A 26,608-nucleotide genomic window follows, 5' to 3' on the forward strand; every position below is an offset into this window, starting at 1 on the left:
CGCGTCCGGACCCCCCGCCGATGACGGCACAGGGCGATCTCCTGCCGCTCACCATCTCCGGCGGGGAGGTCGTCGGCTCCTTCCTCGGCCGTGTCCTCGCCGAGATCGCCCACGGCGCACGCCTCCCGGCCACCCGCACCGGGCCGGCCGGGATACGCCCGGCCGTGGCGACCACGCTGGTGGAGTCGGGTCTGACGCCACCCGTTCCGGTCACGGCCCCGGATGCCGACAGGGCCATGTCCCCGGTGCGCGCAGCGCCGCCTGGGATCCCGCCCGCCCACCCGGAAGGGGGTGCGTGATGCATGGCCCGCTCGCCCCGACCATGCGTCTTCCCATCGCTTCGGACGCCGACCTGGCCTGGGTGCGCCGGCAGGTGCGCCGCTGCGCCGCCGATGCCGGGTTCGGCCTGGTCCAGCAGACGAAGCTGGTGACGGCGGCCAGCGAACTCGCCAGGAACACGCTCGTCCACGGAGGCGGCGGGCATGCGGAGATCACGGCGCTGGACGACGCCGGCAGGCGCGGGCTGCGGCTCTCCTTCGTCGACTCGGGCCGGGGCATCCGCGACACCGAACTCGCCATGGCCGACGGGTACACCACCGGCGGCGGGCTGGGCATGGGGCTCGGCGGTGCCAGACGCCTCGTCCAGGACTTCGCACTGGACAGCCGGCCCGGCGTGGGCACCACCGTCACGGTGACCGAGTGGGTCTCCGGCCTGCCCTCGCCCCGATCGGGCACACCCTGAGCACCCCCGCTGCCCCGGGGCCCGGCTCACACGGCTCATCCCTGCCGGCCCGGCCGGTTGAGCCGAATCTGCCGGATGAGCCGAATCTGCCGGATGAGCCGGATCGTCCGGTGCAGGGCGGTCAGCTCCGGGGGCCGCCGGGGTCCGGGCCGAGGCCGTACGGGGTGCCGTCCTGAGCGGCGAGAAACGCGCGCATCCCCCTGCTCAGCGCCTCCCTGTCGGCGGGCCGCATCGCCGCGAGGACCGCGGCGAGCGCGTGGGACCGGTTCGATGCCACCTCCTCCAGGACCTGCCGCCCGTGCCCCGTGAGGTTCAGCTGCACCTCACGCCGCCTGTGCGGATGCAGCCCACGCTCCACCAGCCCCGCCGCCTCCAGCCGGTCGCAGAGACGGCTGGCGGTCGGCAGCCCGATCTCCATCCCCTCCGCCAGAGCGGTGAGATTGAGCCCCGGTCCGGTCTCCAGGATGCGCAGAGCCCGCAGTTGATGCGGCGACAGACGCAGACTCGCCCCCTGACCTGCCGTCGCCCACAGATGCGCGAGGCTGTCCACGGCATCGGCGATCCGCAGGGCGAGGGACAGAGCATCGCCCGCCCCGCTCACCCCGTCGTCCCCGAAGCCGCCGAGACGAGTCACGAACCCATCGCTTTCAGCAATCGCCTGACCATACGGATACCACCCTCATGGAAAGGCGGTACCCGAACAGCCGCCGGGCAAGCACGGCGGACCCGAGGCGGCGCGGCAGGAGCGCGGGGCCGGGCAGGAGGCGCGCACCGGCTCGGCCGCTCGGCGCAGGAGGCCGGCCCGTCGCGCCCGGCCTCCGCGATGCCGCCTCGGTCACGGCCGTCGCCGGCGTTCGAGCCCCAGCCGTCACCGCCGCCGGACTCGGGCGGCCACCTGGCCGGGTCCACCGCACCGACGCACCGACGGCCCGCCCGGCTGGCGGGCGAACTCTCCGGCCCTCAGTACGCGAACCGGTGAGGCGGTGCCGGTGACGCGGGTCACCGGGACGAGCCCGGGTCCCTCCGACCAGCCGTGACAGCGGGTGCTCCGTACCGCCGCCCCCGAGCCGGTACCCCCGCTGGTACGCCTGCGCCATGGCACCGAGGTTCGGCCCGGTCAGCGGTGTGGTCCTGCCGCCCCTCCGCAGCAGGCCCTCGATCAACTCCACGGTCCGTGCGCGCTGGTTCCACGACCGCTCACCGTACAGAACCCCGGTGGCGCGGTGGGGCCGGAGGGCGTCCGGTCCCGGAGGTCAGCGGAAGTTCACGTCGCTGCACAGGAAGTACGTCTGGTCCAGGTGCGAGGCCTGCCAGATCGGGTGGACGACGTGGCGGGCCGTGTAACCAGACGTGCTGACCGGGATCGAATAGTCGCTGGCCAGGCTGCTCCTGCCGTCGACGGTCTTGACGAAGGTGTCGGCGCACCTCAGATCGACTTCCCGTGACCTGCGTCACGCCCCCTGGGTCGCGCTGCCGGCGGCCGGGGGCGGTGACGCAGGCTACCGCCGGCCGCTCCGGTCGGCCCCGCACTCCGCGAACCTCCGGCCCCCGCCCGACCGGCCCGCGGGGGCACCCGCACCGGTCGCCCCGGGGAGGCCCGCTGCCCGGGGGCGGCCGTGGCGGGGACTTCAGGTCACGGGCGGTAGGCGGCGCGGTTGTGGTAGGTGACCTTGCCGGCGGCCGGCTTGGCCGGGGCGAAGAGCTGGTCGACGGTGACGAAGTGGAAGCCGCGCGCCTTGAGGGCCTTGATGATGCCCGGGACGGCGTCGACCGTCGTCCTGTGGATGTCGTGCATGAGGACGATGTCGCCGGGCCTGGTCTCCGCGTTGACGGTCTTCACCAGACGGGCGCTGTCCCGGTACTTCCAGTCGAGGGTGTCGACACTCCAGTTCACCAGCGGCCGGCCGGCGGCGCCGCGGACGGTCGCGTTGTGGGCGCCGTAGGGCGGGCGGACGGTGGTGGGCTTCTTTCCGGTGGCCGCCTTGATCGCCGCGTCGGTGCGGGAGAACTGCGACCTGACCTTCGCGGCGCTCAGCTTGGTCAGATTGGCGTGGTCCCAGCTGTGGTTGCCTATCTGATGGCCGGCGAGCGACGCGGTGCGCAGCGTCGACGGGTGCGCCTGGGCGTTCTTGCCGACGACGTAGAACGTGGCTCTGACGTCCCGTTCCTTCAGTATGTTCAACAGGCGCCTGGTGTCGGTCACGGGGCCGTCGTCGAAGGTGAGCGCGACGCACTTCACCTTGCGGCAGTCGACGTCCAGGGGTGCGGCGGAGGCGGTCGTGGCGGTGCCGGCCAGCGTGGTGCCGCACAGGGCGGCGGTGACGGCCGAGGTGACGAGGCGTCGGTGCATCGGGTCCTCCAAGGGCGGTGGGCTGCCCTGTACGACCAGCCCGCCCGGGGCCTGGATGCACGCGTGTGCGATTTCGGCTGAATATGGTGTGCGCCGGACCAAAAAGGGCGCGATTTCCGGCCATTGGCGCTGTTGCACTGTCACAAACCTGTTCGAGGACGGCTTCCTCTCGGTACGCGGGGGCGGAAACATGTCCGCCATGGGGCACCATCACCGGAACGTTCCGACTCTCGGGGGGCTTCCGATGGTTCACGCAGTTCGCGCACGCCGTACGACCGCCGTACTCGCCGCTCTCTCGCTCGGCGTCCTGGCGCTGACCGCGTGCAAGGGGGACGCCGAGCAGGGCGCCCCGAGCACGACGGCGAGCCCGTCCGCCCCGGCCAAGGACAAGGGCAAGGACACCGGCAAGGACAAGGACACCGACAAGCCCGCCACGGACGCCCCCGGCGGCGGTGGCAGCGGGGGCTCCTCAGGCGGCGACGGCACCCCGGCGGCGTCGGAGCCCGCCGCGGACGACGACCAGGACGGCGGTGTGGGCATGTGCGAGACGACCGACCTGAGCTACAACGTCACCGTCGCCTCCAAGCCCGTCAACCACGCGCTGCTGACCGCCACCAACAACAGCGGCGACCCCTGTCTGCTGCCGGCCGACGAACTGGTCGTCACGATCCCGGGGCTCGACGGCGCCGCCGAGCACATGGGCCCCGCGGGCGAGGACTGGATCCTCGACGCCGGTGAGAAGGCCTACGCCGGGATCCTGTTCTCGCGCGCCGACACGCCGGGCGGCAAGAGCGCCGACAAGGTGGAGGTCGCGCTCACCGCCGCCGAGAGCCCGGCCACCGTGCCGATCAACGACGGTCCCGTCACCGTCAACGACGGCCAGGTCACCAGCTTCTTCGGCACGGCCGAGGACGCGCTCACCTACTGATCACCCCCGGCCGTCCGGGGCGTGTCACCCGGCGGTGGCTCCGGGGCGCGTCCCGGCGACACCCGGACACCTCCGAGCCGGGGATGCGCGGCGAGGGCCGCGCGGCCCCCGCCGCGCACACCGCCCGGCGGAGCCGGGGCGGACGGGCGGACCGGGCCCCCGACCGTCGGCCCCGCCGGTGGGCCCGGGAGTACCGTGGACGTACCAGAGGCCTGCGGCAGCGGAGGGCGGTGGCGTCCATGCGAACGAGGCCCGGCCGCCCCGATGACGTCCACGGCACCCCCGAGGTCCGGTGGGCCCCGCCCGTCGACGACGGGCTCGCCGAGGTGCGTGTCATCGCGGCGGACCCCGCCACGGCCCAGCGCGTCGCGCGTGTCCTGCGCCAGGTGTTCCCCTGCGACGAACCCCGCAGCTACCCCGCGGGCCACGACGGCCGCGGCACACTGCTCCATCTGACGGTCGACACCCGCCTCGCCGTGACCGGCGCCCCGCACGAGGCGGCGCCATGGCTGTACAGCAGCCGCTCCCAGGGCGAGCGCGCCCACACCGACGAGCCCTGCTGACGTACCTTCGCCCGCCCGGGGCACGAGCCGCCCGTGTCCGCCGGGTGGGCACTGCTGCGTCCGGGGGGTGTCGTACGTCTCGGCCGACGCCGGGGTGCCGTCGAGGAGCGCGGCGAAAGTCTGTCACGGCGAGCACACATCTCAGCGGCCGCCGGAGCTAGGGTTGTCGCACGAGGCAGCCGGTGCCGGCTCCCGGTGCCCGATCGCGCGCGGAGCACGGTGCCGCGCCCGCCCGGACCCCTCGCCGCGTCCCGAAACGAAGGTGCCATGCCCGCTGAGAACGCCCGTGCCGCCGGGAATCTCGACGACGACGACTACCCCGCCTACACCATGGGGCGGGCCGCCGACGTACTCGGCATCACCCCCGCCTTCCTGCGGGCCATCGGCGAGGCCGAACTGATCACTCCACTGCGTTCGGAAGGCGGCCACCGCCGTTACTCCCGCCGCCAGTTGCGCGTCGCCGCCCGCGCCCGCGAGCTCGTCGACCAGGGCACGCCCATCGAGGCGGCGTGCCGCATCATCTCCCTGGAGGACCAGCTCGACACCGCCCTCCGGCTCAACCGGGAGATGCGCCGGAGGCTGGACGAGCTCGACGCGGATAGCTAGTCCCGCCGTTACAGAATTAGGGGACCCGGCGGGGCGAGAATTGCCAGGCAGTCCCGAAAACAGACGGGGGCTTCCGGCCGGCCTGTGTTAGCGTGATAGCAGTTGCAGTTTTGGTTGCCAGAGATTCGTTTCTTTGCAGAGCTTTCCGGATCTTTCCGGAGGGGTGATCATCGCGGCGACTCGGATCCGTAAAGTGCGGATTCGGCACTGCCCCCCAAGGGAGATTCAATATGGCATCTGGCACCGTGAAGTGGTTCAACGCGGAAAAGGGCTTCGGCTTCATCGAGCAGGACGGCGGCGGCGCTGACGTGTTCGCCCACTACTCGAACATCGCCACCAGCGGCTTCCGCGAGCTTCAGGAAGGCCAGAAGGTTACCTTCGACGTCACGCAGGGCCAGAAGGGCCCCCAGGCCGAGAACATCGTTCCCGCCTGACGCTGACGCGAACTGATCGACTGAGGCCCGCACTCTTGGGGTGCGGGCCTTTTCGCATTTTCTTCGGCTGATTCTTGCGAAGCCCCACGCGGCCCCTGCCGCCGGACGGCATTCCTCGATACGCCGCATCGAGGAAAGGTTCCTTCATGAACCGCGCCCGTCGTGGTCGGGGCGGCTCCGGCCGCTCCCGGACGGAGAGCAATCCCACCCGGTCGGCCGACGGCGCCCGCGGCGGCCGCTTCCGCGCGCAGGAGACGGGCCGGAAGCAGTCCCGCCCCACCGGCACGCGCAGGGGCGGCGCGGCAGCGCACTCCGGCGCACGCCCGCAGGAGTTCGCCCTTCCCGTCACCCTCACCGAGCCGCTGCCGGCGGTCGCCGCCTTCGCGGAACTCGACCTGCCGGCACGCCTCCTGGCCGCGCTCGGCGCCGAAGGCGTCACCGTGCCCTTCCCGATCCAGGCGGCCACCCTCCCGAACGCGCTGGCCGGCCGGGACGTGCTCGGCCGGGGCCGTACGGGCTCGGGCAAGACGCTCGCCTTCGGTCTGGCCGTACTGGCCCGGCTGAACGGACAGCGGGCCCAGCCCCGGCAACCGCTCGCCCTCGTCCTCGTCCCCACCCGGGAACTGGCCCAGCAGGTCACCGACGCGCTCACCCCCTACGCCCGTGCGCTGCGGCTGCGCCTCGCCACCGTGGTGGGCGGCATGTCCATCGGGCGCCAGGCGAGCGCGCTGCGGGGCGGAGCCGAGGTCGTCATCGCCACGCCCGGCCGTCTCAAGGACCTCATAGAGCGCGACGACTGCCGGCTGGACCAGGTCACGGTCACCGTCCTGGACGAGGCCGACCAGATGGCCGACATGGGCTTCATGCCGCAGGTCACCGCGCTGCTCGACCAGGTCGGCCCCGGCGGCCAGCGGCTGCTGTTCTCGGCCACCCTGGACCGCAACATCGACCTCCTGGTACGCCGCTACCTGCACGACCCGGTGGTCCACTCGGTCGACCCGTCCGCGGGCGCCGTCAGCACCATGGAGCACCACCTGCTCCATGTGCAGGACGCCGACAAGCACGCCACCGCCACCGAGATCGCCGCGCGCGACGGGCGGGTGATCATGTTCCTGGACACCAAGCGCGCCGCCGACCGGCTGGCCGCGCATCTGCTCTCCGTCGGGGTGCGTGCCTCGGCGCTGCACGGCGGCAAGTCCCAGCCGCAGCGCAACCGGACACTCGCGGGGTTCAAGGACGGGCAGGTCACGGTGCTGGTGGCCACGAACGTCGCCGCCCGCGGTATCCATGTCGACGACCTCGACCTCGTCGTGAACGTCGACCCTCCCGGCGACCACAAGGACTATCTGCACCGCGGCGGCCGGACCGCGCGCGCCGGCGAGTCGGGCACCGTCGTCACACTCGTCCTGCCGCACCAGCGTCGCGAGATGGACCGGCTGATGGCCGACGCCGGCATCACCCCGCGCTCCGCGCAGGTCCGCCCCGGCGAGGCCGAACTGCACCGCATCACCGGCGCGCGCACCCCGTCCGGCGTCCCCGTCACCGTCACCGTGACGGCGCCGGCCGCCGAGCCGGCCAAGCGCACGGGCACGCCCGGCCGCTCCGGGACGCGGCGGCGCGGCGGACGCGGCAGGAGCGGAAGCACGGCGACCAGCCCCGGCGGCAGCGGGGGCACCGGAACCGGCCGTGGGGGCGGCGGCCGTGAAGGAAGCGGCCGGGGCGGGAGCGGTCGTGAAGGAAGCGGCCGGAGCGGAGGCGCGCGGGCGGCCGCTCGCGGCCGGCGCTCCGCGCCGGGGAACAACTCGTAGCGGCCCCTCCGGTGTTGCACCCCCTACCCCAGTGGAGGCATCCATGCGCTGTGTCATCGCCCGATTCCCCTTCGACCTGACCAAGAGCGAGGTCGAGCACTCGATGAGCGGCATCGCTCCCGAGCCGACGGCCGGTGTGGCCGTCACCATCAACCGCCGCGTCTACCCCGTGATGCAGGTCGGGGAAGTGATCACCCGGCAGAGCCGCCGCGACTTCACCACCGGTGAGATGCGCCGGGCACTGACCCGCCTCGGCTTCGACTGCCACGACGCCGCTCCGGTCGCTCCGGCCTGGAGCACCCTCACGGACGAGAGCGCGTCAAGCTGGTGACCCGCCCCGCGGGGTACGCCGGCCTCGTCGCGACCCGCGGTACGGGGCCCTCTCTTCGAGGGCCCCTTCCGTCGTGGGGTCAGGCCGCGGCCTTCGCCGATGAGCCCGGCCGCCCCGCCGCGCCCTCCCGGGCCGGGCGGTCCGGGAGCCGGGTGATCCGGCGGCGGCGCACCGGCATGCCCACCGTCGGGTGGGCCACACCCCAGGCCGCGCCCTTGCAGATGAGTTCCTTGTAGAGGGCGGCGAGGCGGCCGGTGAGGGCCTTGGGGACGGCGCGGTCGTCCGCGGTGACGAACTGGATCAGGCCCTCCCCGCGGCCGAGCGACACACACTGCTGGAAGTAGCGGATCGGGACCTTCGGGGGCTCGCCGCCGGTCAGACGGGCCGCGATGGCGTCGGCGGCCTGCCACGCGGTGGGCACGCCCGTGGCGCACGACATCCGCAGCGGCTTGTCGCCGGGGCCCGTCACCAGGGCCGCGTCGCCGATGGCGTACACCTCCGGGTGCGAGACCGAGCGCATGGTCCGGTCGACCACGATCCGACCCGTGTCCGACACCTCCAGCGCGGTGGCCTGCGCGATCGGGTGGACGGCGAAGCCGGTGGCCCACACGGTGACCGCGGCCGGGACCGGCGCGCCGTCGGTCAGGACGCGGTCGGCCTCGACGGCGGTGACGACGGCGTGCTCGTGCACGGTGATGCCGAGCTTGTCGAAGACCTTCCGCAGATGGCCCCGGCCCTTGTCGGAGAGCCAGTCGCCGAAGCCGCCGCGCGCCACGAGGGCGACGTCCAGGTCCGGGCGGCTCTCGGCGATCTCGGTCGCCGCCTCCAGGCCGGTCAGCCCGCCGCCGACGACGACCACGGGCCGGCCGGCGTCCAGCCGTGCCAGGCCCTCGCGCAGCCGGAGCGCTCCGGCGCGGCCGGAGATCTCGTGGGCGTGCTCGGCGGTGCCGGGGACGCCCTGCGGGTCCCAGCCGCTGCCGAGGGCGTACACGAGGGTGTCGTACTCCAGTCGCTGCTCCCCGGCGCCGTGCGCGTCGACCACGGCGACGGTCCTGCGGTCGGCGTCGATACCGGCGACCTTCCCGAGCTTCACCTCGACGCCGGTGCCGGCGAACATCTCGGCGAACGGCCGGGGCTTGAGCTCCTGGCCGGCCGCCAGCTGGTGCAGGCGGACGCGTTCGACGAAGTCGGGCTCGGCGTTGACGAGGGTGATGGCGACGTCGGCACGGTGCAGTCGCCTGGCGAGGCGCCCGGCGGCGGTGGCTCCGGTGTAGCCGGCTCCGAGGACGATGATGCGGTGCTGCATGTTCTGCTCCTGTCTGCGCGGGTCCGACGCTTGCCCTTGCTCGGTCACGCCCCTTGAACCGGGCAGCCCGCGGTTTCCTGACAGGAATGGAATGTGAACCAGGTCACACCCTTGTGGGAGGGGTGACCTGGTGCGTCGAACGCCGTCGGACGCGGCCGGACGGCTCGCGGAGGGTGCCTGTCAGAAGGCGTGGAACAGGGGTTCCCCGTGCTCGGTGGCCGCCCACACCTCGGTCGCGCGTTCCAGCTTGTCGGGGTTGACCTGGCTGCGGAACGCGACGATGCCGTCCGCGCCGATCTCCAGGCAGATGACCCCGACGACCCGGCCGTCGACGACCGCCAGGATCGCGGGGCCGCCGTTGGCCGTCGTGACGTGGATCTCGGGCGAGCCGCCGACCATGGCCCGCTTGACCGGGGCCGGCTTGAACAGGCCCCGCATGAACTTCGCGACCGCGAGGGCGCCCTCGAACGCCTTGGCGCGGGCCGGGACCTTGCCGCCGCCGTCGCCGACCGCGATGGCGTCCGCGGTGAGCAGCTTGACCAGCGGCTCGGTCTTCCCGCTGGTGGCGGCCGCGAGGAACTCCTCGACGATCCGCCGGGCCGCCGCCTCGTCGATCTCCGTACGCGCCTTGCCGGCCGCCACGTGCCTCTTGGCGCGGTGGAAGATCTGCTGGCTGGCGGCCTCAGTGAGGTCGAGGATCTCGGCGATCTCCCGGTGCGGGTAGTCGAAGGCCTCCTTCAGCACGTACACCGCCCGCTCGTTGGGGGTGAGGCGCTCCAGCAGGGTGAGGACCGCGTACGAGACGGATTCACGCTGTTCGGCGGTGTCCGCGGGGCCGAGCATCGGGTCCCCGGTGAGCAGCGGCTCGGGCAGCCACTGGCCCACGTAGGTCTCACGGCGTACACGGGCCGAGGTGAGCTGGTTGAGGCACAGGTTGGTGAGCACCTTCGTCAGCCAGGCCTCGGGCACCTCGATCCTGTCGATGTCCGCCCCCTGCCAGCGCAGGAAGGTCTCCTGCACGGCGTCCTCGGCCTCGCTCGCGGAGCCGAGGAGGCGGTAGGCGATCGCCTCCAGACGGGGCCTCGCCGTCTCGAACAGGTCCACGTCGTCCGTCGTCAACGCCATGTCCCGGATCCTAAGGGTTGCGACCGACGCTCCTGCGCGTGACCGATTCCTCACGGCTCGCTCGCGCAGGGCGATGGACCGGTCGCCCTGTCAGGGCCGAGCGTGGGGGCCATGAGTGATCACCGCTGGACGCCTGCCGACGCCGCCGGGGCCGCCGGGCCGAGGCCGGTGGGCGAGGAGGCCGAGGAGATGCTGTTCGGACGGTGAGCGGCCGGCCCCTCGCGTATGCGAGTCGGCGCCGCCGCGGGGGCCCGGTGCGGGCCGGCCGGGGCCGCGCGCCGTCAGCGGGACCGGCGGGGACCCGTCGTCGAGCCGGCGACGGTGAGGACGGCGAAGAGGACCAGGGCGGCGGCGGGGGCGAGGACGGTCCAGGGGGCCAGTTCGGCGTAGGGCTGGTTCTCGGAGAGGAGACGGCCCCATTCCGGGGTGGGGGGCTGTTCGCCGAGGCCGAGGAAGCCCAGGGAGGCCAGCACCAGCACCGTGGTCGGCAGCCGCAGGAGGGCGTTGCGCAGCAGGGCGGGGAGGACCGCGGGGAGCAGGTGGTGGCGCAGGAGGTAGGCGGGCCCGGCGCCGAAGGAGACGGAGGCGAGCAGGTGGCCGCTGGCCCGTTCCTGTTCGAGGAGGGCGGAGGTCTGGGCGGCGTAGGGCGTCCAGCCCACGAGGCACACGGCGCAGGCGGCGCCCCACACGGAGGGGCCGGTCACCGCGGTCGTGAGGAGGCCCGCGAGGACGGCAGGCAGGGTCGACACCACCTCGGTGAGGCCCGCTCCCGCCTGACTCGCCGTGCCGATCAGGAGGCCGAGGAGGGCGCTGACGGCGGTGACCGCGAGGGCTACGGAGGCCGTGCGCAGCGCGCCGTGGCCGAGGCGGGCCAGCAGGTCCCGGCCGAGCGGGTCGGTGCCCAGGGGGTGGCCGGGGGACGGGGGCAGGAGCCGGGCGGAGGTGTCCACGTGGAGCGGGTCGCGCAGGAGACCGGCCACGACCAGGGTGAGCAGGGCGAGCACGCAGAAGCCGGTGATCCAGGGCAGGGAGCGGGGCCGCGGCAGCGCGGGCGGGTGCAGGGCGGGCAGGGCGCCGTCGCGCAGGGCGGGGCCGAGCAGGGCGCGGCGCAGCGCCTGGATCAGCAGGCCCGCGCAGACGCCGAGCAGGACCAGGGCCAGGGTCGCCGTCTGGAGCGGCGGCAGGTCCTGGGCGATGGCGGCCTCCAGGGCGAGCCGGCCGAGACCCGGGATGTTGAAGATCTTCTCCACCGCGACCGCGCCGCCGACCAGGGCGACCACGGTGGGCAGGAGCTGCGGGAGCACCCCGGACAGCGCGCGGCGCAGCGCGGTGCGGGCGATCCGGCCGGGCGGCAGGCCGTAGGCGCGCCAGGTGCGGGCCCACGACTCGTGGAACGCGGCGGGCAGCGACTGGTCGAGCAGCCCGCCGATCATCGCGCCGGAGGGCACCCCGAGGGCGAGCGCGGGCAGCACCATCGACGACGGGCCCGCCCAGCCCTGTGAGGGGAACCAGCCCAGCCACACCCCGCAGACCGTGGCGAGGAGGGAGGCGAGGAGGAACTTGGGCAGCGCGGCGAGGACGGCCGCCCCGGTGCCCGGCCTGCCCTGCCGCAGCCGCTGCCGTGACCCGAGGTACAGGGTGCGGGCGCTGACCAGGGCGGCCACCGCGACGGTGACCGCCAGCGCGCCCAGCATCAGCGTGAGGGAGACCGCGAAGGCGGTGGTGACCTGCGGCAGGACGGGTTCGCCCGACACCCACGAGGTGCCCGCGTCGCCGCGCGTCAGCCCCTCCAGCCACCGTCCGAGGTGGACGAACGGCCCCTCGTCGAGGCCGAGTCGCTCGCGTACGGCGGCCAACTGGGCCGGGGTGGGGTCCTGTTCGGCGGAGCGGGCGCGCAGGACGGTCAGCGCCGGGTCGGTGCCGGACAGCCAGGGCAGGAAGGCGACGGCCGTCAGCAGGGCGGTGGCGGCGACGACCCGGCCGGCCCCCGCCCGCCACCGGGTCGGGCGGCCACCGGCACCGGCCTCGGTGACGCTCATCGGCGGCTACTTGAGGTGGGTGTCGAGGTCGACCAGGGACCGCTCGCGGGGATCGAGGAGGACGCCCTCCACGTCGTCGGCGATGCCCTGTACGACCTTCTCGTGGACCAGCGGGACGACGGCGTCGGTGCGCAGGATCTCCGCCTCGGCCCGCATGATCTTCTGGTGCCGCTCGGCGGTGTCGCCCTCCTCGGCGGCCGCCTCGATGGCCCGGTCGGCCTTCGGGTCCTTCAGGCCGGCGATGTTGTAGACGCCGTCGCTGGTGAAGTCGCTCGCCAGGTAGGCGACCGCGTCGCCGGTGTCGAGGAGGGTGACCCGGGAGAAGACGAGCGCGTCGTACCTGCCGGCGAGGAGGTCGGCCTCCATCTGCGTGTACTCGCGGACGTCCTGCTTCACGGTGAACCCGGCCTTCTCCAGCTGCTGCTGGAGGACGGTCGCGGCCTCGGGCAGTTCGGTGCGGTTGGTGTAGGCGGCCAGCCGCAGGGTCCTGCCCTTCGTCTCCTTCCTCACCTGGGCGGCGGTCGCGGCCTTCGCCCGGCCGGTCACCTCCACACGGTCGCCGGCGGCCCAGGGGACGGCGGGCCCGAACAGTCCCTCGGCCTTGTCGGCGTAGCCGCCGAAGACGGAGTCGACGAGGACGCCGCCGTCCACGGCCGCGCGGGCGGCGGCCCGCAGCGGGGCGTCGGCGAGCAGGCCGCTCGCGGTGTTGAGGACCAGGCTGTCGGTGCGCACGGACGGCACCTCGTGGCGGGTGCTCTCGTCCAGGAGCTTCGCCTGGGCGGTGGGGATCCACTCGGCGATGTCGACGTCGCCGCCGCGCAGGGCGCTCGCGCGGGCGGTGCCGTCGGCTATCCAGGTGACGTCGATGCCGGGCGCCTTGGCCTTGCCGCCCCAGTAGCCGTCGTAGCGGTCGAGGGTGGCCCTGGTCTTGCCGGTGAGCCGGGTGATCTCGAACGGGCCGGTGCCGGTGCCGACGGGGCTGACGGTGCCGTCCTTCGCGTACGCCTTCGGGGAGAGGATGCCGAGGGCGGGACTGGCGAGCCGCAGCGGGAGGACCGGGTCGGCGGTCTTGGTGGTGAGGGTGACGGTGTCGGCGTCGTCGGCCTTCGCGGTGAGCGTGACGTCGCTGAGGACGCGGGGCTTGGTCTCCGCCTCGTTCGCGTGGTCGAGGGCGCCCACGACCGCGTCGGCGGTGACCTCGGTGCCGTCCTGGAACGTGGCCTCGCGCAGCTCGAAGGTCCAGGTCGTGGCGTTCTTCCGCGTCCATGACTTCGCGAGGGCGGGGGCTGCGGCGCCGTCCTCGTCGAGTGCGGTGAGGCCCTCGGCGACGGAGAGCTTGCTCAGCACGGTGGCGTCGTTGCTGTACGGCGACAGGGCCTGCACCGGCGGCACGGCGAGGGCGATCCGCAGCCGGCCTCCCGGCCCCGCCCCCTCGTTCCCCGAGCCGCTGCCGCCCGACGCGAAGCAGCCGGCCAGCAGGGGGCTGAGGGCGAGCGCCGCGATGAGGCCGCGGGAGGTGGTGCGCATGGTCGGTCCTGTCGTGCGAGGGGTGGGGGCACGCGCCCGCCCGCCGGGCCGGCGACGGGGGCCGGGCCAGCTTATAAGGCAAGCCTTACCGCACCACCAACGGGTGGGTGAATCCTCAACCATTGAGAACTCTCCCGCCCGTGTCGGCCCGCCGGGCCGGGTTCGACGGTCCGCGGACGGCCTTGGACGGCCAAGGACGGCAAGGGACGGCCGGGGACACCGTCCGTGCCCTTCGCGGGACCTCTTCTCGACGGACCGCCCGTCCTCCGGCGGCATCGCCTGCGGGAGGTGACCACCGACCTCCGGCCGCCGGCCCGGACCGATCCGTCGGCCGGCGGACGGCGGCCGGCACCACGGCGCGGGCCCTGCTGGGCCTCGGCCCGGCGGGCGGGTCGGCGTTGCGCGGCGCCGTGCGACCGCCCCGCCACCCGCAGCCGCCCAGGCCAGGGCCGTGCTCGCGGAGGCCGATGTCGGCGGCACGCGTCACCGACCGCCGGCTCGGACCGATCCGTCCGCGGCCCCCCGTCCGCCGCGGGCTCCACCGTCGGCATGTGACGCGCATCACCCCCTGGGGAAAACCCGGCGGCGGGGGCGGGCGTCTAGGGGGTGTGAGATCAGTCAGGAAGGCACGGGGCGGCGAGCCGGACGAGGAACGTCTCGTCCGGCTGGTGGCCCGCGGCGACCGGGCGGCGTTCGAGGAGCTGTACCGCCGTACCGCGCCATGGCTCGCGGTACGGCTGCGGCGGCGCTGCGCGGACGAGCAGATCGTCGCCGAGGTCATGCAGGAGACGTATCTGGCGGTGTGGCGCGCGGCGGGCGCGTTCGCCGGGGCGTCGGTGGGCGGCACGGCCGTCGGCTGGCTGTGGACGATCGCGGCGCGCCGCCTCGTCGACGCCTTCCGGCGCCGGGCCCACCACGCCCAGCCGCCGCCGACGGCCGCCCTCCCCCAGGCGGCGCCCGCCGCGGAGGAGGAGGCGCTCGCGGCCACCGTCGGCGGCGACGTCGGCGACGCGCTGCGGCGCCTCGCGCCGGAGCTGCGGCAGGTACTGCAGGCGATGGTGCTGGACGGGCTGTCCGTCCGGGAGACCGCCGTCCTGCTCGGGCTGCCCGAGGGCACCGTCAAGACCCGGGCCCGCCGGGCCAGGATCGCGATGCGGAAGGCACTGGCATGAGCGTGGAACACGCGTCGACGCGGATCATCGAGGCCTACGCGCGCGGCGACACCGGCCTCGCCGCCGACGAGGTGTGGGCCGTGGAGGCCCACCTGGAGGCGTGCCCGGTCTGCCGGGAGCGGCTGTCCGCCGCCGTCGGCGCCGGGGTGCCCGCCGTGGCGGCCCTGGTCGACACGGTGTGGTCCGGCCTCGAACCCGCGGTGGCGGCCACCGCCGCGATGCCCCGCCGCCGGCGCCGGCCGGCGTGGCTGTCGCGGTGGGCGACCCCCGCGATGGTGCCGTGGCTCGCCATGGTCGCGGCCGTGACGCTCGCGGCCCTGCTGCTCGACGTGCTCGGCAGTGGCACCGGCTCCGGCTCCGGCTCCGGTGAGGTGTCCCCGGTGCTGCTGCTCGCCCCGGTCCTGCCGGTGCTCGGCGTCGCGGCGTCGTGGGCGCGCGGCCTGGACCCCGCCCACGAGCTGACGGCCTCGGCCCCGCGGGCCGGGCTCCAGCTGGTGCTGCGGCGGACCGTGGCCGTGCTCGCGGTGGTGGTGCCGGCGCTGCTGGTGGGCGGCTGGGCGACGGGGGTGATGGTGGCCCAGTGGCTGCTGCCCTGCCTGGCCTTCACCTCGGCGACCCTGGCGCTCGGCGGTGTCGTCGGCGTGACCCGCGCCGCCGTCGTGCTGGTGGCGGTGTGGGCCGCCGTGATCGTGGCGCCGACCGTCGCCGAGGGCCGTACGGCCCTCGCGCTGCGGACGGACGGACTGCCCGTGTGGGGACTGATCCTCGCGCTCGGCCTCGGGGTCGTGATCGCCCGCAGGGGCGCCTACTCCGTGCTGGGAGCCCATCGATGACCATCGGAAAGGACCATCGCATGTCCACGGTGAGCGCGGCCGACATCGCGCCGACGGCCTACGCCTGGGAGATCCGGGCCGACGGGCTGAAGGTCAGGGCCGGAAGGAAACGCATGGCCGTCGACGGGCTCGACCTGTCGCTGGGCACCGGCGTCCACGGCCTCCTGGGGCCGAACGGGGCGGGCAAGACCACCCTCATCAGGGCGCTGGCCACCGTGCTGCGCCCTGCCGGGGGCACCCTGGAGCTGCTCGGCGAGTCCGTCGGCGGCCGGGGCGAGCACCGTGCGCTGCGCCGCAGGATCGGCTATCTGCCGCAGGAGTTCGGCTACTACAAGCGGTTCACGGTCCGCGAGTTCGTCGAGTACATGGCGTGGCTGAAGGAGGTGCCCAAGGCGGACATCCCGGCGGCGGTGCAGCGCGCCGTGGAACGGGTGGGGCTCGCGGACCGCGCCGACGAGCGGATGAAGGCCCTCTCGGGCGGCATGGTGCGCCGGGCCGGTATCGCCCAGGCCATCGTCAACGACCCGACCGTCCTGCTCCTCGACGAGCCGACGGCCGGCCTGGACCCGGCGCAGCGGGTGCGGTTCCGCCAGCTGCTCCAGGAACTGGGCACGGACACCTGTGTCGTCGTCTCCACCCATCTGGTGGAGGACGTCGCCGCCGCGTGCACCGACGTGGTGCTCTTCGCGGAGGGCCGGCTGGTCTTCCAGGGCACCCCCGACGAGCTGGCCGCCGCGGGCAGTTCCGAGGACGTGGGCGACAGCCCGCTGGAGCGCGGCTACGCGGCGCTGCTCCAGGGCCCCGCGCGGGAGAGGGGCAGCTGGTGAACACCCGAGTCCTGCGCATCGAGTTGAGGCGGTCCGTCGCCCCGTGGGCCGGAGCCGTGGTCCTGGTGACCGCGCTGGGGTTCCTGTATCTGCTGAGCGGGCCCTGGTGGAAGGGCACCGCGCTGTGGACGGCGCAGTGGACGTCGATGGCCATGTGGACCCGCACCCTGCTGATCCTGCTGTGGCCGGTCGCGGTGGCGCTCGGCGCGCTCCAGGGAGTGCGCGACCCCCGTTCGAGGATGACGGAGCTGCTGGCGAGCACCCCGCGGCCCGCCCGGCACCGCGCGGCCATGACGGTGGGCGTGACCGCGCTCGCCCTGGCCCTGGCCTTCGGTCTCTTCGTCCTCCAGGGCGCGGTCCAGGTCCTCGGCCACGCCCGGTACCAGCACCTGGGATGGCTGCCGATCTCGCTGGTGGGCGGGTTCTCCCTGATCGCGGGGGCCGTCCTCGGCATGGGGATCGCGCGGGCCCTGCCGTCCCCGCTGACGCCGCCCGCGCTGGCCGTGGTCTCGCTCCTGTTCACCGGCTTCGTGCGGCAGTGGTCGGACACGGCGGTGCCGTCGTCCGGTGTGCCGAACCGGCTGGCGCTGCTGTCGCCGGTGGTGTCGGACGTACGGGAGATCCTCCTGACGCTCTCGACGCGCGTGCACGTCGGCCAGACCGTGTGGCTGCTGGGGATGGCCGTGACGGGCTTCGCGCTGCTGGTGGCCCTGACCCCGCGCACCCGGCTGCTCGCCGTGGCCCCCCTGCTCGCGGGCGCGACGGTCGCGCTGCTGGTGCTGCCCGCCGACTCGCGCCAGGCCTACGTCGTCGACAAGGCAGCGGCCGCCCAGGTGTGCGACGGACCGGTGTGTGTGGCCCGGGTGCACGAGGAGCGCCTCGCCGATCTGGCGGGCCCCGGCCGGAAGGCCCTCGGCATGCTGCGCGACGCCCTCGGCGACCGGGCGCCCACGTCCATCCGGGAGACCACCACCCCCCGGGCGCTCATCGACCGCATGGAGCGGTCCCGTACGGCCGTGCTCGTCGACTTCGACGACGACGTCTTCAACCGCGCCGAGGGTGAGGAGCTGACCCGGGCCCTGGTCGCCCAGGGCATGGCGCCGACGTGCTGGGCACGCAGCCAGCAGGAGAGCGGCACGCTGGGCGAGACCGTCGCGCAGAGCGTCGCGGCGGGCTGGGTCCTCGGGACGCTGGAGCCGATCCGCGGCACCATGCATCCCGTCGACGAGCAGCTCGCCACGGCCCGCCCGGTGTTCCGGGAGCTGGAGGGGCTGCGGTGGTCCGAGCAGGTCGCGCGGATCAGGGCGGCGCACACCGCCGCGGTCACCTGCGAGGGCGACGCGCTGGCGGAGCTGGACGGCGGTGCGTCCCGGTGAGGTGGCTGACGCTGTACGCGCGGTCCCGTCAGGTGCCGGCCTCGCTCGCCTCGGTGCTGCTCTCCGCGGTGGCGGTGTGGGCGCTCGCCGGGGACGGCGACGGGCGGGGCGCGGCGCTGCTGTCGGCGCTCGCGCTCGCCGCCGGGGCGACGGCGGCCTCCGTGGGGCTCGGCGGGCAGGACGCGGCGCTGGACCGGACGGCCGCGATCCGCTGGCCGCCCCGCCGGGCCGCGCACGTCCTGCTGATCGGCGCGGCCGTCTGCGCGGTGCCGCTGGTCCAGCACGCGCTCGGCGAGGGCCTGGCGGCCCCCGCGTTCGTCGTCCGCGACGGCGCCGGGCTGACGGGGCTCGTCGCCCTCGGGGCGGCCCTGTTCGGGGCGCGGTACGCGTGGACGCCGGCGTTCGCGTGGCTGGGCTTCTCGGTCGTCGCCCCGCACCCGCAGAGCCTGCCCGCCGAGGTGGCCGGGTGGCCACTGCTGTCCCCGGGCACCCCGGCGGCGACCTGGACGGCCGTGGCCCTCGCGGCGCTCGGCACGGCGGTCTACGCGGTCGCCGGACCGCGCCGGTGACCCTCCTCTCCGGGGACCCGGAACTTCGGAGGGTGCGGCAGCCGTTGGCAGGGTGACGCGTGGAACGTGCGCGGACGCTGGACGACATGGGCTGAAGCCGAGGTGGCACGGATGGCGATGTGGGATCGGATCAAGGACCAGGCCAAGGGGTTGCAGCAGCAGGCACAGTCACGGGGTCTCGGCGGACCGGGGCAGGGACACGGCCAGGGCCACGCCGCCCCGGGCCAGGCGCACGGGCACGGACGGCCGGGCGGGTCCGGTGGTTCGAAGGCCCAGCTGGTCAGCGCCCTCAAGTCCCAGCTGACGTCGTTGAAGACCGAGCTGAAGAGCGGTGCCTACCGTGACGCGAGCATGGCCATGTGCGCCCTGGTCGCCGCCGCCGACGGGAGTGTGGACCCGGCCGAGCGGCAGCACGTGGAGTCGCTGATCCTGAGCAACGACGTGCTGCAGAACTTCCCCGCGGACCAGCTGCGGCAGCGGTTCAACCAGCACGTGGACCAGCTGTCGTTCAACTTCCAGCAGGGAAAGGCGGCCGTCCTCCAGGAGATCGCCAAGGCGGCGAAGAAGCCCACGGAGGCCCGCGCGGTCGTCCAGACCGGCTTCGTCGTCGCGGGCGCCGACGGCTACATCGCGCCGGCCGAGGAGCAGGTCCTGCGCGAGGCGTGCGGTGTCCTCGGGCTGCCCACCCAGGAGTTCGGCCTCTGACGCTCCGCCCGTCGCAGTCGCCGTACGAAGCAACCCCAGGTCGTCGACCTGGGGTTGCTTCATGCCCGGAAGGGCCGAGGGCCGGTCGTCAGCCGGTCACCGGCCGCAGCTTCGCGCGGAAGTGCCGCAGGATCGGGGACTGCTCCACGATCCGGAAGCCGTGCACGGAGCCGGCGTCCTTGGCGATCTTCTCCAGGGTCCGGCCGACGTGGTCGTAGTGGCTGCGCGTGTACACCCGGCGCGGCAGCGCCAGCCGCACCAGCTCGTACGGCGCGCTCTTGACGGGGTTGCCGTCCTCGTCCTCCTCACCGAGGTAGAGCGACCCGAGCTCCGCCGAGCGGATGCCGCCTTCGAGGTAGAGGCGGCAGGCGAGGGCGTGGCCCGGGTAGTGGTGCGGCGGTATGTGCGGCAGCAGCCGCCCGGCGTTGAGGTAGAGGGCGTGCAGGCCCGGCGGTTCGAGGATGTCGACGCCCGCCGCGCGGACCCGCCCGGCGAGATGGGCGGCGACCTCGGCCCGCTCCGCGAGATAGCTGGGCTCGGTCACCTCCAGCAGGCCCACGGCCATCATGTCGAGGTCACGGCCGGCGAGTCCGCCGTAGGTGGCGAAACCCTCGGTGGCGATGAGGAGCCGCTCGCACTTCTCGGCGAGTTCGGGGTCGTTCAGGCCGATGAAGCCGCCGATGTGGACGATGCCGTCCTTCTTGGCGCTCATCACACAGCCGTCGGCGAGGCGGAACGCCTCCTCGGCGACCTGGCGCGGGGTGCGGCCCGCGTAGGCGGCCTCGTGACGGGTCACCAGCCAGGCGTTCTCGGCGAACCGGGCGGCGTCCAGGATCATGGGGACGCCGTGGCGGCGGCAGAGCTCGGCGGTGGCCTTGAGGTTCTCCATGGAGACGGGCTGACCGCCGCCGCCGTTGTTGGTGATCGTCATGACCACCACACGCACCCGTGAGGCGTCCGGCCCCTCCAGCCAGGTCCGCAGGGCGTCCAGGTCGATGTTGCCCTTGAACGGCTGCTCGCTGTCCAGGTCCTTGGCCTCCGGGCACGGTAGGTCATGAGCCTGACACCCGGAGAGCTCGACGTTGGCGCGGGTGGTGTCGAAGTGGGTGTTGGCCAGCACGATGCCGCCCGGTTCGAGGAGCGTCGAGAACAGGATGCGTTCGGCGGCGCGCCCCTGGTGGGCGGGGAGGATGTGCGGGAAGCCGGTCAGCTCCGTCACCGTCTCGTGGAAGCGGTAGAAGGAGCGCGAGCCGGCGTAGGACTCGTCGCCCTCCATGCCGGCGGCGAGCTGGGCGGCGGAGATGGCGCCGGTGCCCGAGTCGCTGAGCAGATCGATGGTCACCTCGTCGGCCCGCAGGTCGAAGAGGTTGTAGTCCACTCGTTTCAGCGCCTCCTCGCGCTGCTCACGCGTGGTGAGAGCGAGCGGCTCGACGACTTTGATGCGGTAGGGCTCCACTGTGGTCTGTGCTCCTGTTGCTGTGTGGACTCAACTGATGGCTGAGGTGCCGGGGACCGGCTCGCGTGCCGCGTCGGACGGCGGCCGCTGCAGTGGCGGCGGGGAGGCCGGCGGCAGGACCTCGTACGCCTCCGCGGACACGTAGGTCGTCACACGGGGCGGCCTGCCCTGTTCATGGGCCAGCGCCACGTACGCGATGAGCCCCCGTCCGTCCCTCGGGTCGCGCGGGGTGACCGCGGTCAGCGCCCGTTCGAGCGCCACGGGGTCCAGACCGTGGCGGGCGAGGACGGCGGTGGCCCGGTCGAGCGCCACCCCGTCGTGCGGGACATAGCCACGGATCGGCACGTGCAGGGTGAAGCCCGTGGGCCCGCCCGTCGTCCGGGTGAAGGAGTGGCAGGTCAGGACCGGCCGCCGGTCGAACCGTGCCTCGGGGCCCGGCGTTCCGTCGTCGTAGCCACCCGTCTGCCGGAGGAAACCTTCCAGCAGCTCGGCGTCGGGGCCGTGACTCATCCGCGACAGCCCGCCCGCGTCGGACACCCTCAGCCCGCGATGGGTGACGTACACCTTCACCCGGGGCGCCTCCCAGTCGCCGAGGTCGAGGGCGAGGAAAGGGTAGCCGTCGCCGGGCGGCAGCGTGTCGAAGGCCTCCCGGTGGCCGAGCCTGTCCAGCGCCTCCCGTACCGTTCCGGCGGCCCGGTCCGCGCCGCGCGCCGCCGGGTTCAGGTACACCTTCACCTTGGGGACACCGCCCGGCCGCAGCTCCAGCGCGATCCACAGGGCCAGCGGGCCCTCGGGTTCGTCCGGGAGGAACAGGTCCTCCAGCAGGTCGAGCTGGCCGGTGGCGAAGCCCCAGCGCCGTGCCATCGACCGGACGACCGCCAGCCCGGTCCGGCCGTTCTCCTTCAGGCTCGCCGCGCCGCTGCCCGGTTCCAGCAGCACCCGCAGGGCCGGCGGCCCGTCCGGGAGGAACGACAGCGAGAACTCCACCGGCGTGGAGTCGTCCGAGAGGAAGGTCCAGGCGGGGGGCGGCAGGGCGAGAGGCCGTTCGGCCACCCCCGCCAGTGAGTCGGTCAGCACCTGTGCGTAGGTCGCGGCGTCGGTCTCGTCGATCCCCGACACCTGGCACAACCGCAGCAACTGGCCTTTCACGAGTCCGCCGAGCGTCTCCGTCGTCCGCGCCCCGGGGGCGCCGGACCCGCTCACGACAGTCCCCGCGGAGTCCGGGGGAACACAGAAAGATACCCGCCGGCCTCGGCGGGTATCTCGTCGTGGGGTAACTGACGGACGGTCACTCCCCCGGGGGAGCCTTCGGTCCCCGGGGCGGTGTGCCGTCGGGAGCGGTGGGGTGCGGCGGAAGGTCGTGCAGCGGCGTCGTCGGAAACGTGGTCCACGACACCTCCCTTGTTTCGTTAGTCACCACGAATGCCGCCGCGTTACTACCCCCGAGGTTGAATCTTCATGCAGTGTCCGGAAGTTACGGGTGTTGCGTACATCACCCCTTCAACCAGGTGAGGAAGGAGCTCCAGACACCCGTCCGCTCCGCCTTCCGGCCGGCCGGCGCGTGATGGTCGGTCCGGGCGCCCTCCTGCACACGCGGCGGGGTGGGCCGGTGCACCACCTGCGGGGTGAAACGGCAGGGCAGCACGGCGAGTGCGCGGTGGAACGGGCCCGGCCGCCAGGTCAGGCTGTCCTCGGGCACCGCCAGCTCGATGTCGTGCAGCCGGTTCAGCAGGTTCTCGATGGCCGTCATGGTGACCAGCCGGGCGAGGTCCTTGGACGGGCAGGCGTGCGGGCCCGCGCTCCACGCGAGATGGGCGCGCCGGCCGCCGGTCTGCCGGGCCGCCGCCAGCGCCGGGTCCGTGTTGGCGGCGGTGATGCTGACCAGCACCAGATCGCCGGCCCGCAGCTTCGTCCCGGCGAACTCCATGTCGGAGGCCGGGTAGTGCGGCGCGTAGTTGGCCATGGGCGGGTTCTCCCACAGCGTGTCGTCTATGGCCTCCTCGATGAGGCCGCCGTCGGCGTACCGGTCGTGGGTGAGCAGCCGGTGCAGGGTGTTGCCGATGAGGTTGCGCAGCGGTTCCGCGCCCGCACCCAGCAACAGGATCAGCTGGTGGACGAGTTCCTCGTCGCTCAGCCGCGCCTCGTGCCGCATCAGATACGAGGTGACGTCGTCGGCGGGCCGGGCCCGCTTCAGCGCCACCAGCTCGCCGACGGCCTGGCCCAGCACCATGTTGGCCTTCTCGGCGTTGACGCCCTCGAAGACACCGGAGATACCGAAGACGACCCGGTCGCCGACGTCCGCCGGGCAGCCGAACAGCTCGTTGAACACGAGCAGCGGCAGCTGCTTGACGTAGTCGTTCATCAGGTCGACCGAGCCGCGCGCGGCGACCTGGGCTATCAGGTAGTCGGAGGCCCGCCTGGTCATCTCCGTCAGCTGCCGGGAGTCCACCCGGGCGAGGCTGTCGGTGACCGCCTGCCGCAGCCGGGCGTGGTCGGCGCCGTCGGTGAACATGGCGTTCGGCCGGTAGCCCAGCATCGGCACGACGGGGCTGTCCGGACCGACCTTGCCCTCGGCGACGTCGCGCCAACGCCGGGCGTCCTTACGGAAGTTGCCGGAGTCCTGGAGCATATGGAGCGCCGTCGCGTGGTCGGTGACGAGGGTCGCTTCCACACCGGGCGCGATCTCGACCGGCGCGGTCGCCCCGAAGCGGCGCAGATACGCGTAGTACGCCTGGGGGTCGGCGGCGTACTCGGGGGTGTAGAGCGGGACCGGCAGTCCGCTGCCGTGGGCGGGGCACCCGGGTGGCGGAACGGGGGAGTGGGGTTCGGGGGTCATGTCTGCTCTTGCTCCTAACGGGCGCGGTCCATCAAGTAGCGGACGAGCGTGATCAGCGCTTCGGCCGACGATCTCTCGTCGCGCGCGTCGCAGACGACGACAGGGGTGTCGTCGAGCAGATCGAGCGCCTCGCGCAGCGCCCTCTCGTCCCGTATCGGTGAACCGTCGAAGTGATTGACGGCGATCGCGTAGTCGAGCCCGTACTGCTCGATCAGGTCGATCACCGCGAAGGAGTCCGCCAGCCGCTCGGGGTCGACCAGCACCAGCGCGCCGAGGGCGCCGCGTGCCATGTCCTCCCACATCTGCACGAAGCGCTGCTGTCCGGGCGTACCGAACAGGTACAGCACGACGCGCTCGCTGACGGTCAGCCTGCCGAAGTCCATGGCGACCGTGGTGGTGGTCTTGCTCTGGACCCCCTTGAGGTCGTCGACGGCCTCGCCCGCCCGGGTCATCGTCTCCTCGGTGGACAGCGGCGAGATCTCGGAGATCGACCCGATGAACGTGGTCTTGCCCACCGCGAAGTGCCCGACCACCAGGATCTTGACGGCGGTCTGGGTCTCCCCTCCACGGACGTACGCCTGTTCATCCAAACTTGGCCCGGAGACCATTCAGCACCTCCTCGAGGATCTGCAGGTTGGCCACGGGGGCCCGCTGTTCGGGCGGGCGGGTGACGAGGTAGCCGCCTTCGGAGAGGGCGGCGAGCAGGATCTTCACCACGCCCACCGGGAGCCGCATGTGCCCCGCGATCTCGGCGACGGAGAGGTAGCCGCCGACGCACATCCGCAGCACCTCCTGCTCCTCCGGGGAGAGGCGGGCGGGCCGCTGCTGGTGGTCGGCCGCCGCCGTGACCAGCGTGATCAGTGAGAACTGACCCTCGCCGGGCAGATGGCGGCCGCCCGTGATGACGTACGGCCGCACTAACTCGGCGGCCTCGTGCTCCTGCTTGTCGGAATCGCTCATGGCCGTACCACGCTGCTCTCGCGAGGCGGAGCAGTCAGAACCTTGCCCAACTGCCCGACAAGCTGCTGCATCCGGAAGGTGATGTCCGCCATGTCGACGTCGGAGGACGCGGACACGGCGAGGTAGGCGCCGGCACCGGCGGAGATCAGGAAGATCCAGCCGCCGTCGAACTCGACCAGGGTCTGCTGCCAGCGCAGATCGGACCGGTCGACGAAGAACGACAGCGAACGGCTCAACGACTGCAGACCGCTCATGGCGGCCGCGGCCTTGTCCGCGTCGTCCTTGCTCACGTCCTTCGAACGGGCCCGCTGCAACCCGTCGGCGGAAATGAGCACGGCGTGCAGAGCCCCGGGGATCTCCAGGGCGCTGTCCAGCATCCAGGAAAGATCGTTGTTCATGAGACCTCGTGCCCTTCACTGCTCGCGTCACCGGTGCCGCTCGACCGCTCGCCGTCCGGGTGCGTGGCCCGGCCCTTGTCCGTGCCCTGCTTGAAGGCGGCCATGATCGCCGCCGTGTCCTCGCTGCGCCGCCGCGGGGCGGGCGGGGACGAAGGGCCGCTGTTCGAGACGAGTGCCATGGGCCGCTTGCGCCGGCGCCGGGGCAGACCGTCGTCGGTGGTCGCGAGGGGCGTCGAGGGCTCGGGGCCGGTCTCGCGCGCCACGGCGACCGTGTCGACGACCGGCACACGCTCCCGGCTCTCCTGCACGACCGCCACGGGCTCCTGCGGCTCCTGGGGGGTCGGCATGTCGGTGAGCAGCTCGTCGGGCAGCAGCACGACGGCGCGCACACCGCCGTACGGCGATGTCGAGTCCACCGAGACCGTGAAGCCGAACCGCTCGCAGAGCACACCGATCACGGCGAAGCCGAACTGCGGCGGGTTGCCGAGCCCCGACACACCGGAGGCGCGCTCGCTCGTCAGGAGCTTCTCGGCCCTGGCCTTCTCCTCCTCGTTCATACCGACACCGGCGTCGTCCACGACGATGCAGACGCCCTTGGGGACGGTACGGACGTTGATCTCCACCACGGTGTCCGGGCTGGAGTAGCTGGTCGCGTTGTCCAGCAGCTCGGCGAGCGCGAGCGCCACCGGCTCCACGGCGCGGCTGGTCACCCCGAAGTCCACCTTCGACAGGATCTGCACCCGCTGGAAGTGGCGGATCCTGCCCTGGGCGCTGCGGACCACGTCGTAGACCGAGGCCACGTCGCGGTGGCGACCCAGCCAGCCCTCGCACAGCACGGCGATGGACTGGGCACGGCGACCGAACTGCGCGTTCATGTGGTCGATCTCCAGGAGGTCCTGGAGCATGACGGAATCGCCGTACTTGCGCTGCAGTCCCGAGATGATGCGCTGCTGTTCGGCGGCGAGACCCTGGAGCGTCCGCATCGCGGACTTCAGGGCCGTACGCGTCTCCGCCTCGGCCTCCTGCTGCGCCTCGCGAACGGACTGCGAGTAATGAGTCTCCAACTCACCGTAGTGGTTCTTGAGCCCTGCGATCTCCTGCCGTAACCCCCGCGCGGCCCGTCGCTGGCGAACAACGAGGGCGGCTGCGAGAAGGGTTAGGACAAGGAGAACCCAAAGCACCGGATTCTGTATGTATGGCGTCATGAGACCCTCTTCAGGCGGCTGAAGGCCAGCTACTGAATTCCCGTCAATTCGCAGACCGGAGGTCGCCCATGCCAGGGTTGCCGCCCAGGCTGCCCCCTTGGCGAGAGGTGCCGCTTTTGCACCTATCCGTCCGTTCAGCAAGTGCGGTGATCGTATCACCGCACCAAGTCATGACGAGACGTCAAGATGCGTAATCCTTATGAATCTTGAGCGACAGCTGTAAGTGACTGGCCCTGCGCTTTTGGTGGTTGATGAACCACCGCGCGCACCCATACTGCCGGACCGGCGTCTCACCGGTGTCACGGGGTTCCCGTCCCGCGTCTCGCGCCGATTTTCCGCGCGTCAATTCAACGCGCGGACCCCCGCGTTCACGGCCGGTCCGACCAGCGGTGCTGAGCCCCAGGCGTGATCCGAACGACAGGCCCTCGGGGCCCCCGGAACGCGCTCCTCCCCCGGCCCCCGTCGGGGGCCGGGGGAGGAGGCGTCCACGGCCGCCCGTCGGCGTCGACGGG

General features: G+C 73.1%; 27 protein-coding genes and 1 pseudogene. 14 read left to right on the forward strand and 14 right to left on the reverse strand.

Annotated features, from left to right (window positions below):
* Nucleotides 1–20: 20 nt before the first annotated feature.
* Entirely contained in the window at nt 21–299 is a 279-nt protein-coding gene (locus AC067N_RS11345) for an STAS domain-containing protein (RefSeq protein WP_478678630.1), read from the forward strand.
* Entirely contained in the window at nt 299–742 is a 444-nt protein-coding gene (locus tag AC067N_RS11350; RefSeq protein ID WP_478678720.1) for an ATP-binding protein, read from the forward strand. Before AC067N_RS11345 ends, AC067N_RS11350 begins: the two co-directional genes overlap by 1 nt.
* 121 nt (nt 743–863) lie before the next feature.
* On the opposite strand, the gene AC067N_RS11355 is transcribed toward AC067N_RS11350, so the two are convergent.
* The 3 genes and pseudogenes from AC067N_RS11355 to AC067N_RS11365 form a co-directional block, all read right to left on the reverse strand.
* Nucleotides 864–1,376 (reverse strand): MarR family winged helix-turn-helix transcriptional regulator, encoded by a 513-nt coding sequence (locus tag AC067N_RS11355; RefSeq protein WP_478678631.1) that lies wholly within the window; start codon nt 1,374–1,376, stop codon nt 864–866.
* A gap of 619 nt (nt 1,377–1,995) precedes the next feature.
* Nucleotides 1,996–2,121 (reverse strand): annotated as a pseudogene (locus tag AC067N_RS11360) (lytic polysaccharide monooxygenase); the annotation flags it as partial.
* 254 nt (nt 2,122–2,375) lie between these two features.
* On the reverse strand, nt 2,376–3,092 hold the full coding sequence (locus AC067N_RS11365) for a polysaccharide deacetylase family protein (RefSeq protein WP_478678632.1): 717 nt from the start codon (nt 3,090–3,092) through the stop codon (nt 2,376–2,378).
* Nucleotides 3,093–3,336: 244 nt separating this feature from the next.
* Here AC067N_RS11365 and AC067N_RS11370 point away from each other — a divergent pair, with 244 nt between their 5' ends.
* From AC067N_RS11370 to AC067N_RS11395, 6 genes are all read left to right on the forward strand, one after another.
* On the forward strand, nt 3,337–4,020 hold the full coding sequence (locus AC067N_RS11370; protein WP_478678633.1) for a DUF4232 domain-containing protein: 684 nt from the start codon (nt 3,337–3,339) through the stop codon (nt 4,018–4,020).
* Nucleotides 4,021–4,259: 239 nt separating this feature from the next.
* Entirely contained in the window at nt 4,260–4,583 is a 324-nt protein-coding gene (locus tag AC067N_RS11375) for a hypothetical protein (RefSeq protein WP_478678634.1), read from the forward strand.
* A gap of 267 nt (nt 4,584–4,850) precedes the next feature.
* On the forward strand, nt 4,851–5,189 hold the full coding sequence (locus AC067N_RS11380; RefSeq protein ID WP_478678635.1) for a helix-turn-helix domain-containing protein: 339 nt from the start codon (nt 4,851–4,853) through the stop codon (nt 5,187–5,189).
* 230 nt (nt 5,190–5,419) lie between these two features.
* Entirely contained in the window at nt 5,420–5,623 is a 204-nt protein-coding gene (locus AC067N_RS11385; protein WP_007383480.1) for a cold-shock protein, read from the forward strand.
* A 146-nt stretch (nt 5,624–5,769) separates the two neighbouring features.
* Nucleotides 5,770–7,431, forward strand: coding sequence for a DEAD/DEAH box helicase (locus tag AC067N_RS11390; RefSeq protein WP_478678636.1), 1,662 nt, complete (start codon nt 5,770–5,772; stop codon nt 7,429–7,431).
* Between the two features lie 43 nt (nt 7,432–7,474).
* A complete protein-coding gene (locus AC067N_RS11395; RefSeq protein ID WP_478678637.1) occupies nt 7,475–7,762 on the forward strand; it encodes an SCO5918 family protein in 288 nt (95 codons plus the stop codon).
* Nucleotides 7,763–7,841: 79 nt separating this feature from the next.
* On the opposite strand, the gene AC067N_RS11400 is transcribed toward AC067N_RS11395, so the two are convergent.
* From AC067N_RS11400 to AC067N_RS11415, 4 genes are all read right to left on the reverse strand, one after another.
* Nucleotides 7,842–9,068, reverse strand: a complete 1,227-nt coding sequence (locus AC067N_RS11400; RefSeq protein WP_478678638.1) for an NAD(P)/FAD-dependent oxidoreductase — start codon at nt 9,066–9,068, stop codon at nt 7,842–7,844.
* Nucleotides 9,069–9,248: 180 nt separating this feature from the next.
* A complete protein-coding gene (locus AC067N_RS11405; protein ID WP_478678639.1) occupies nt 9,249–10,193 on the reverse strand; it encodes an RNA polymerase sigma-70 factor in 945 nt (314 codons plus the stop codon).
* A 281-nt stretch (nt 10,194–10,474) separates the two neighbouring features.
* Nucleotides 10,475–12,232: an ABC transporter permease subunit gene (locus tag AC067N_RS11410; protein ID WP_478678640.1), complete on the reverse strand. Its 1,758-nt coding sequence runs from the start codon at nt 12,230–12,232 to the stop codon at nt 10,475–10,477.
* 6 nt (nt 12,233–12,238) lie between these two features.
* Nucleotides 12,239–13,759 (reverse strand): ABC transporter substrate-binding protein, encoded by a 1,521-nt coding sequence (locus tag AC067N_RS11415; RefSeq protein WP_478678641.1) that lies wholly within the window; start codon nt 13,757–13,759, stop codon nt 12,239–12,241.
* Nucleotides 13,760–14,367: 608 nt separating this feature from the next.
* On the opposite strand from AC067N_RS11415, the gene AC067N_RS11420 reads away from it, so the two are divergent.
* From AC067N_RS11420 to AC067N_RS11445, 6 genes are all read left to right on the forward strand, one after another.
* Nucleotides 14,368–14,931 carry an RNA polymerase sigma factor gene (locus tag AC067N_RS11420; protein WP_478678642.1) on the forward strand — a complete coding sequence of 188 codons (564 nt, stop codon included), beginning with the start codon at nt 14,368–14,370 and terminating at the stop codon, nt 14,929–14,931.
* Entirely contained in the window at nt 14,928–15,764 is an 837-nt protein-coding gene (locus AC067N_RS11425) for a zf-HC2 domain-containing protein (protein ID WP_478678643.1), read from the forward strand. The genes AC067N_RS11420 and AC067N_RS11425 overlap by 4 nt, the downstream gene beginning before the upstream one ends.
* Nucleotides 15,761–16,591 carry an ABC transporter ATP-binding protein gene (locus AC067N_RS11430; RefSeq protein WP_478678644.1) on the forward strand — a complete coding sequence of 277 codons (831 nt, stop codon included), beginning with the start codon at nt 15,761–15,763 and terminating at the stop codon, nt 16,589–16,591. Before AC067N_RS11425 ends, AC067N_RS11430 begins: the two co-directional genes overlap by 4 nt.
* Entirely contained in the window at nt 16,588–17,967 is a 1,380-nt protein-coding gene (locus AC067N_RS11435; protein ID WP_478678645.1) for a hypothetical protein, read from the forward strand. The genes AC067N_RS11430 and AC067N_RS11435 overlap by 4 nt, the downstream gene beginning before the upstream one ends.
* Complete coding sequence (locus tag AC067N_RS11440; RefSeq protein ID WP_478678646.1) at nt 17,964–18,536, forward strand: hypothetical protein; 573 nt, start codon at nt 17,964–17,966, stop codon at nt 18,534–18,536. Before AC067N_RS11435 ends, AC067N_RS11440 begins: the two co-directional genes overlap by 4 nt.
* Before the next feature lie 111 nt (nt 18,537–18,647).
* On the forward strand, nt 18,648–19,241 hold the full coding sequence (locus AC067N_RS11445; protein WP_478678647.1) for a tellurite resistance TerB family protein: 594 nt from the start codon (nt 18,648–18,650) through the stop codon (nt 19,239–19,241).
* 88 nt (nt 19,242–19,329) lie between these two features.
* Here AC067N_RS11445 and AC067N_RS11450 read toward each other — a convergent pair whose 3' ends face one another.
* From AC067N_RS11450 to AC067N_RS11480, 7 genes are all read right to left on the reverse strand, one after another.
* The gene (locus AC067N_RS11450) at nt 19,330–20,697 is read right to left on the reverse strand and encodes a tryptophanase (protein ID WP_478678648.1); all 1,368 of its coding nucleotides are present in this window, start codon (nt 20,695–20,697) and stop codon (nt 19,330–19,332) included.
* A 30-nt stretch (nt 20,698–20,727) separates the two neighbouring features.
* Nucleotides 20,728–21,900 carry a tryptophan dimethylallyltransferase family protein gene (locus AC067N_RS11455; protein WP_478678649.1) on the reverse strand — a complete coding sequence of 391 codons (1,173 nt, stop codon included), beginning with the start codon at nt 21,898–21,900 and terminating at the stop codon, nt 20,728–20,730.
* A 289-nt stretch (nt 21,901–22,189) separates the two neighbouring features.
* Nucleotides 22,190–23,533, reverse strand: coding sequence for a cytochrome P450 (locus tag AC067N_RS11460; protein WP_478678650.1), 1,344 nt, complete (start codon nt 23,531–23,533; stop codon nt 22,190–22,192).
* 14 nt (nt 23,534–23,547) lie between these two features.
* A complete protein-coding gene (locus AC067N_RS11465; RefSeq protein WP_478678651.1) occupies nt 23,548–24,141 on the reverse strand; it encodes a GTP-binding protein in 594 nt (197 codons plus the stop codon).
* On the reverse strand, nt 24,116–24,493 hold the full coding sequence (locus AC067N_RS11470; protein ID WP_478678652.1) for a DUF742 domain-containing protein: 378 nt from the start codon (nt 24,491–24,493) through the stop codon (nt 24,116–24,118). Before AC067N_RS11470 ends, AC067N_RS11465 begins: the two co-directional genes overlap by 26 nt.
* Complete coding sequence (locus AC067N_RS11475; RefSeq protein ID WP_055514331.1) at nt 24,490–24,891, reverse strand: roadblock/LC7 domain-containing protein; 402 nt, start codon at nt 24,889–24,891, stop codon at nt 24,490–24,492. The genes AC067N_RS11470 and AC067N_RS11475 overlap by 4 nt, the downstream gene beginning before the upstream one ends.
* Nucleotides 24,888–26,096, reverse strand: coding sequence for a sensor histidine kinase (locus AC067N_RS11480; RefSeq protein WP_478678653.1), 1,209 nt, complete (start codon nt 26,094–26,096; stop codon nt 24,888–24,890). Before AC067N_RS11480 ends, AC067N_RS11475 begins: the two co-directional genes overlap by 4 nt.
* Nucleotides 26,097–26,608 lie beyond the last annotated feature (512 nt).

It is taken from the genome of Streptomyces sp. NPDC042364, assembly GCF_056437585.1.

Excerpts from the sequence above, each read along its gene's own strand:
- AC067N_RS11415 (WP_478678641.1), bottom strand. The coding sequence starts at position 13,759 with ATGCGCACCACCTCCCGCGGCCTCATCGCGGCGCTCGCCCTCAGCCCC.
- AC067N_RS11410 (WP_478678640.1), bottom strand. The coding sequence starts at position 12,232 with ATGAGCGTCACCGAGGCCGGTGCCGGTGGCCGCCCGACCCGGTGGCGG.
- AC067N_RS11350 (WP_478678720.1), top strand. The coding sequence starts at position 299 with ATGCATGGCCCGCTCGCCCCGACCATGCGTCTTCCCATCGCTTCGGAC.
- AC067N_RS11470 (WP_478678652.1), bottom strand. The coding sequence starts at position 24,493 with ATGAGCGATTCCGACAAGCAGGAGCACGAGGCCGCCGAGTTAGTGCGG.
- AC067N_RS11465 (WP_478678651.1), bottom strand. The coding sequence starts at position 24,141 with ATGGTCTCCGGGCCAAGTTTGGATGAACAGGCGTACGTCCGTGGAGGG.
- AC067N_RS11385 (WP_007383480.1), top strand. The coding sequence starts at position 5,420 with ATGGCATCTGGCACCGTGAAGTGGTTCAACGCGGAAAAGGGCTTCGGC.
- AC067N_RS11425 (WP_478678643.1), top strand. The coding sequence starts at position 14,928 with ATGAGCGTGGAACACGCGTCGACGCGGATCATCGAGGCCTACGCGCGC.
- AC067N_RS11405 (WP_478678639.1), bottom strand. The coding sequence starts at position 10,193 with ATGGCGTTGACGACGGACGACGTGGACCTGTTCGAGACGGCGAGGCCC.
- AC067N_RS11370 (WP_478678633.1), top strand. The coding sequence starts at position 3,337 with ATGGTTCACGCAGTTCGCGCACGCCGTACGACCGCCGTACTCGCCGCT.
- AC067N_RS11375 (WP_478678634.1), top strand. The coding sequence starts at position 4,260 with ATGCGAACGAGGCCCGGCCGCCCCGATGACGTCCACGGCACCCCCGAG.
- AC067N_RS11390 (WP_478678636.1), top strand. The coding sequence starts at position 5,770 with ATGAACCGCGCCCGTCGTGGTCGGGGCGGCTCCGGCCGCTCCCGGACG.
- AC067N_RS11475 (WP_055514331.1), bottom strand. The coding sequence starts at position 24,891 with ATGAACAACGATCTTTCCTGGATGCTGGACAGCGCCCTGGAGATCCCC.
- AC067N_RS11480 (WP_478678653.1), bottom strand. The coding sequence starts at position 26,096 with ATGACGCCATACATACAGAATCCGGTGCTTTGGGTTCTCCTTGTCCTA.
- AC067N_RS11395 (WP_478678637.1), top strand. The coding sequence starts at position 7,475 with ATGCGCTGTGTCATCGCCCGATTCCCCTTCGACCTGACCAAGAGCGAG.
- AC067N_RS11430 (WP_478678644.1), top strand. The coding sequence starts at position 15,761 with ATGACCATCGGAAAGGACCATCGCATGTCCACGGTGAGCGCGGCCGAC.
- AC067N_RS11445 (WP_478678647.1), top strand. The coding sequence starts at position 18,648 with ATGGCGATGTGGGATCGGATCAAGGACCAGGCCAAGGGGTTGCAGCAG.
- AC067N_RS11460 (WP_478678650.1), bottom strand. The coding sequence starts at position 23,533 with ATGACCCCCGAACCCCACTCCCCCGTTCCGCCACCCGGGTGCCCCGCC.
- AC067N_RS11365 (WP_478678632.1), bottom strand. The coding sequence starts at position 3,092 with ATGCACCGACGCCTCGTCACCTCGGCCGTCACCGCCGCCCTGTGCGGC.
- AC067N_RS11380 (WP_478678635.1), top strand. The coding sequence starts at position 4,851 with ATGCCCGCTGAGAACGCCCGTGCCGCCGGGAATCTCGACGACGACGAC.
- AC067N_RS11345 (WP_478678630.1), top strand. The coding sequence starts at position 21 with ATGACGGCACAGGGCGATCTCCTGCCGCTCACCATCTCCGGCGGGGAG.
- AC067N_RS11400 (WP_478678638.1), bottom strand. The coding sequence starts at position 9,068 with ATGCAGCACCGCATCATCGTCCTCGGAGCCGGCTACACCGGAGCCACC.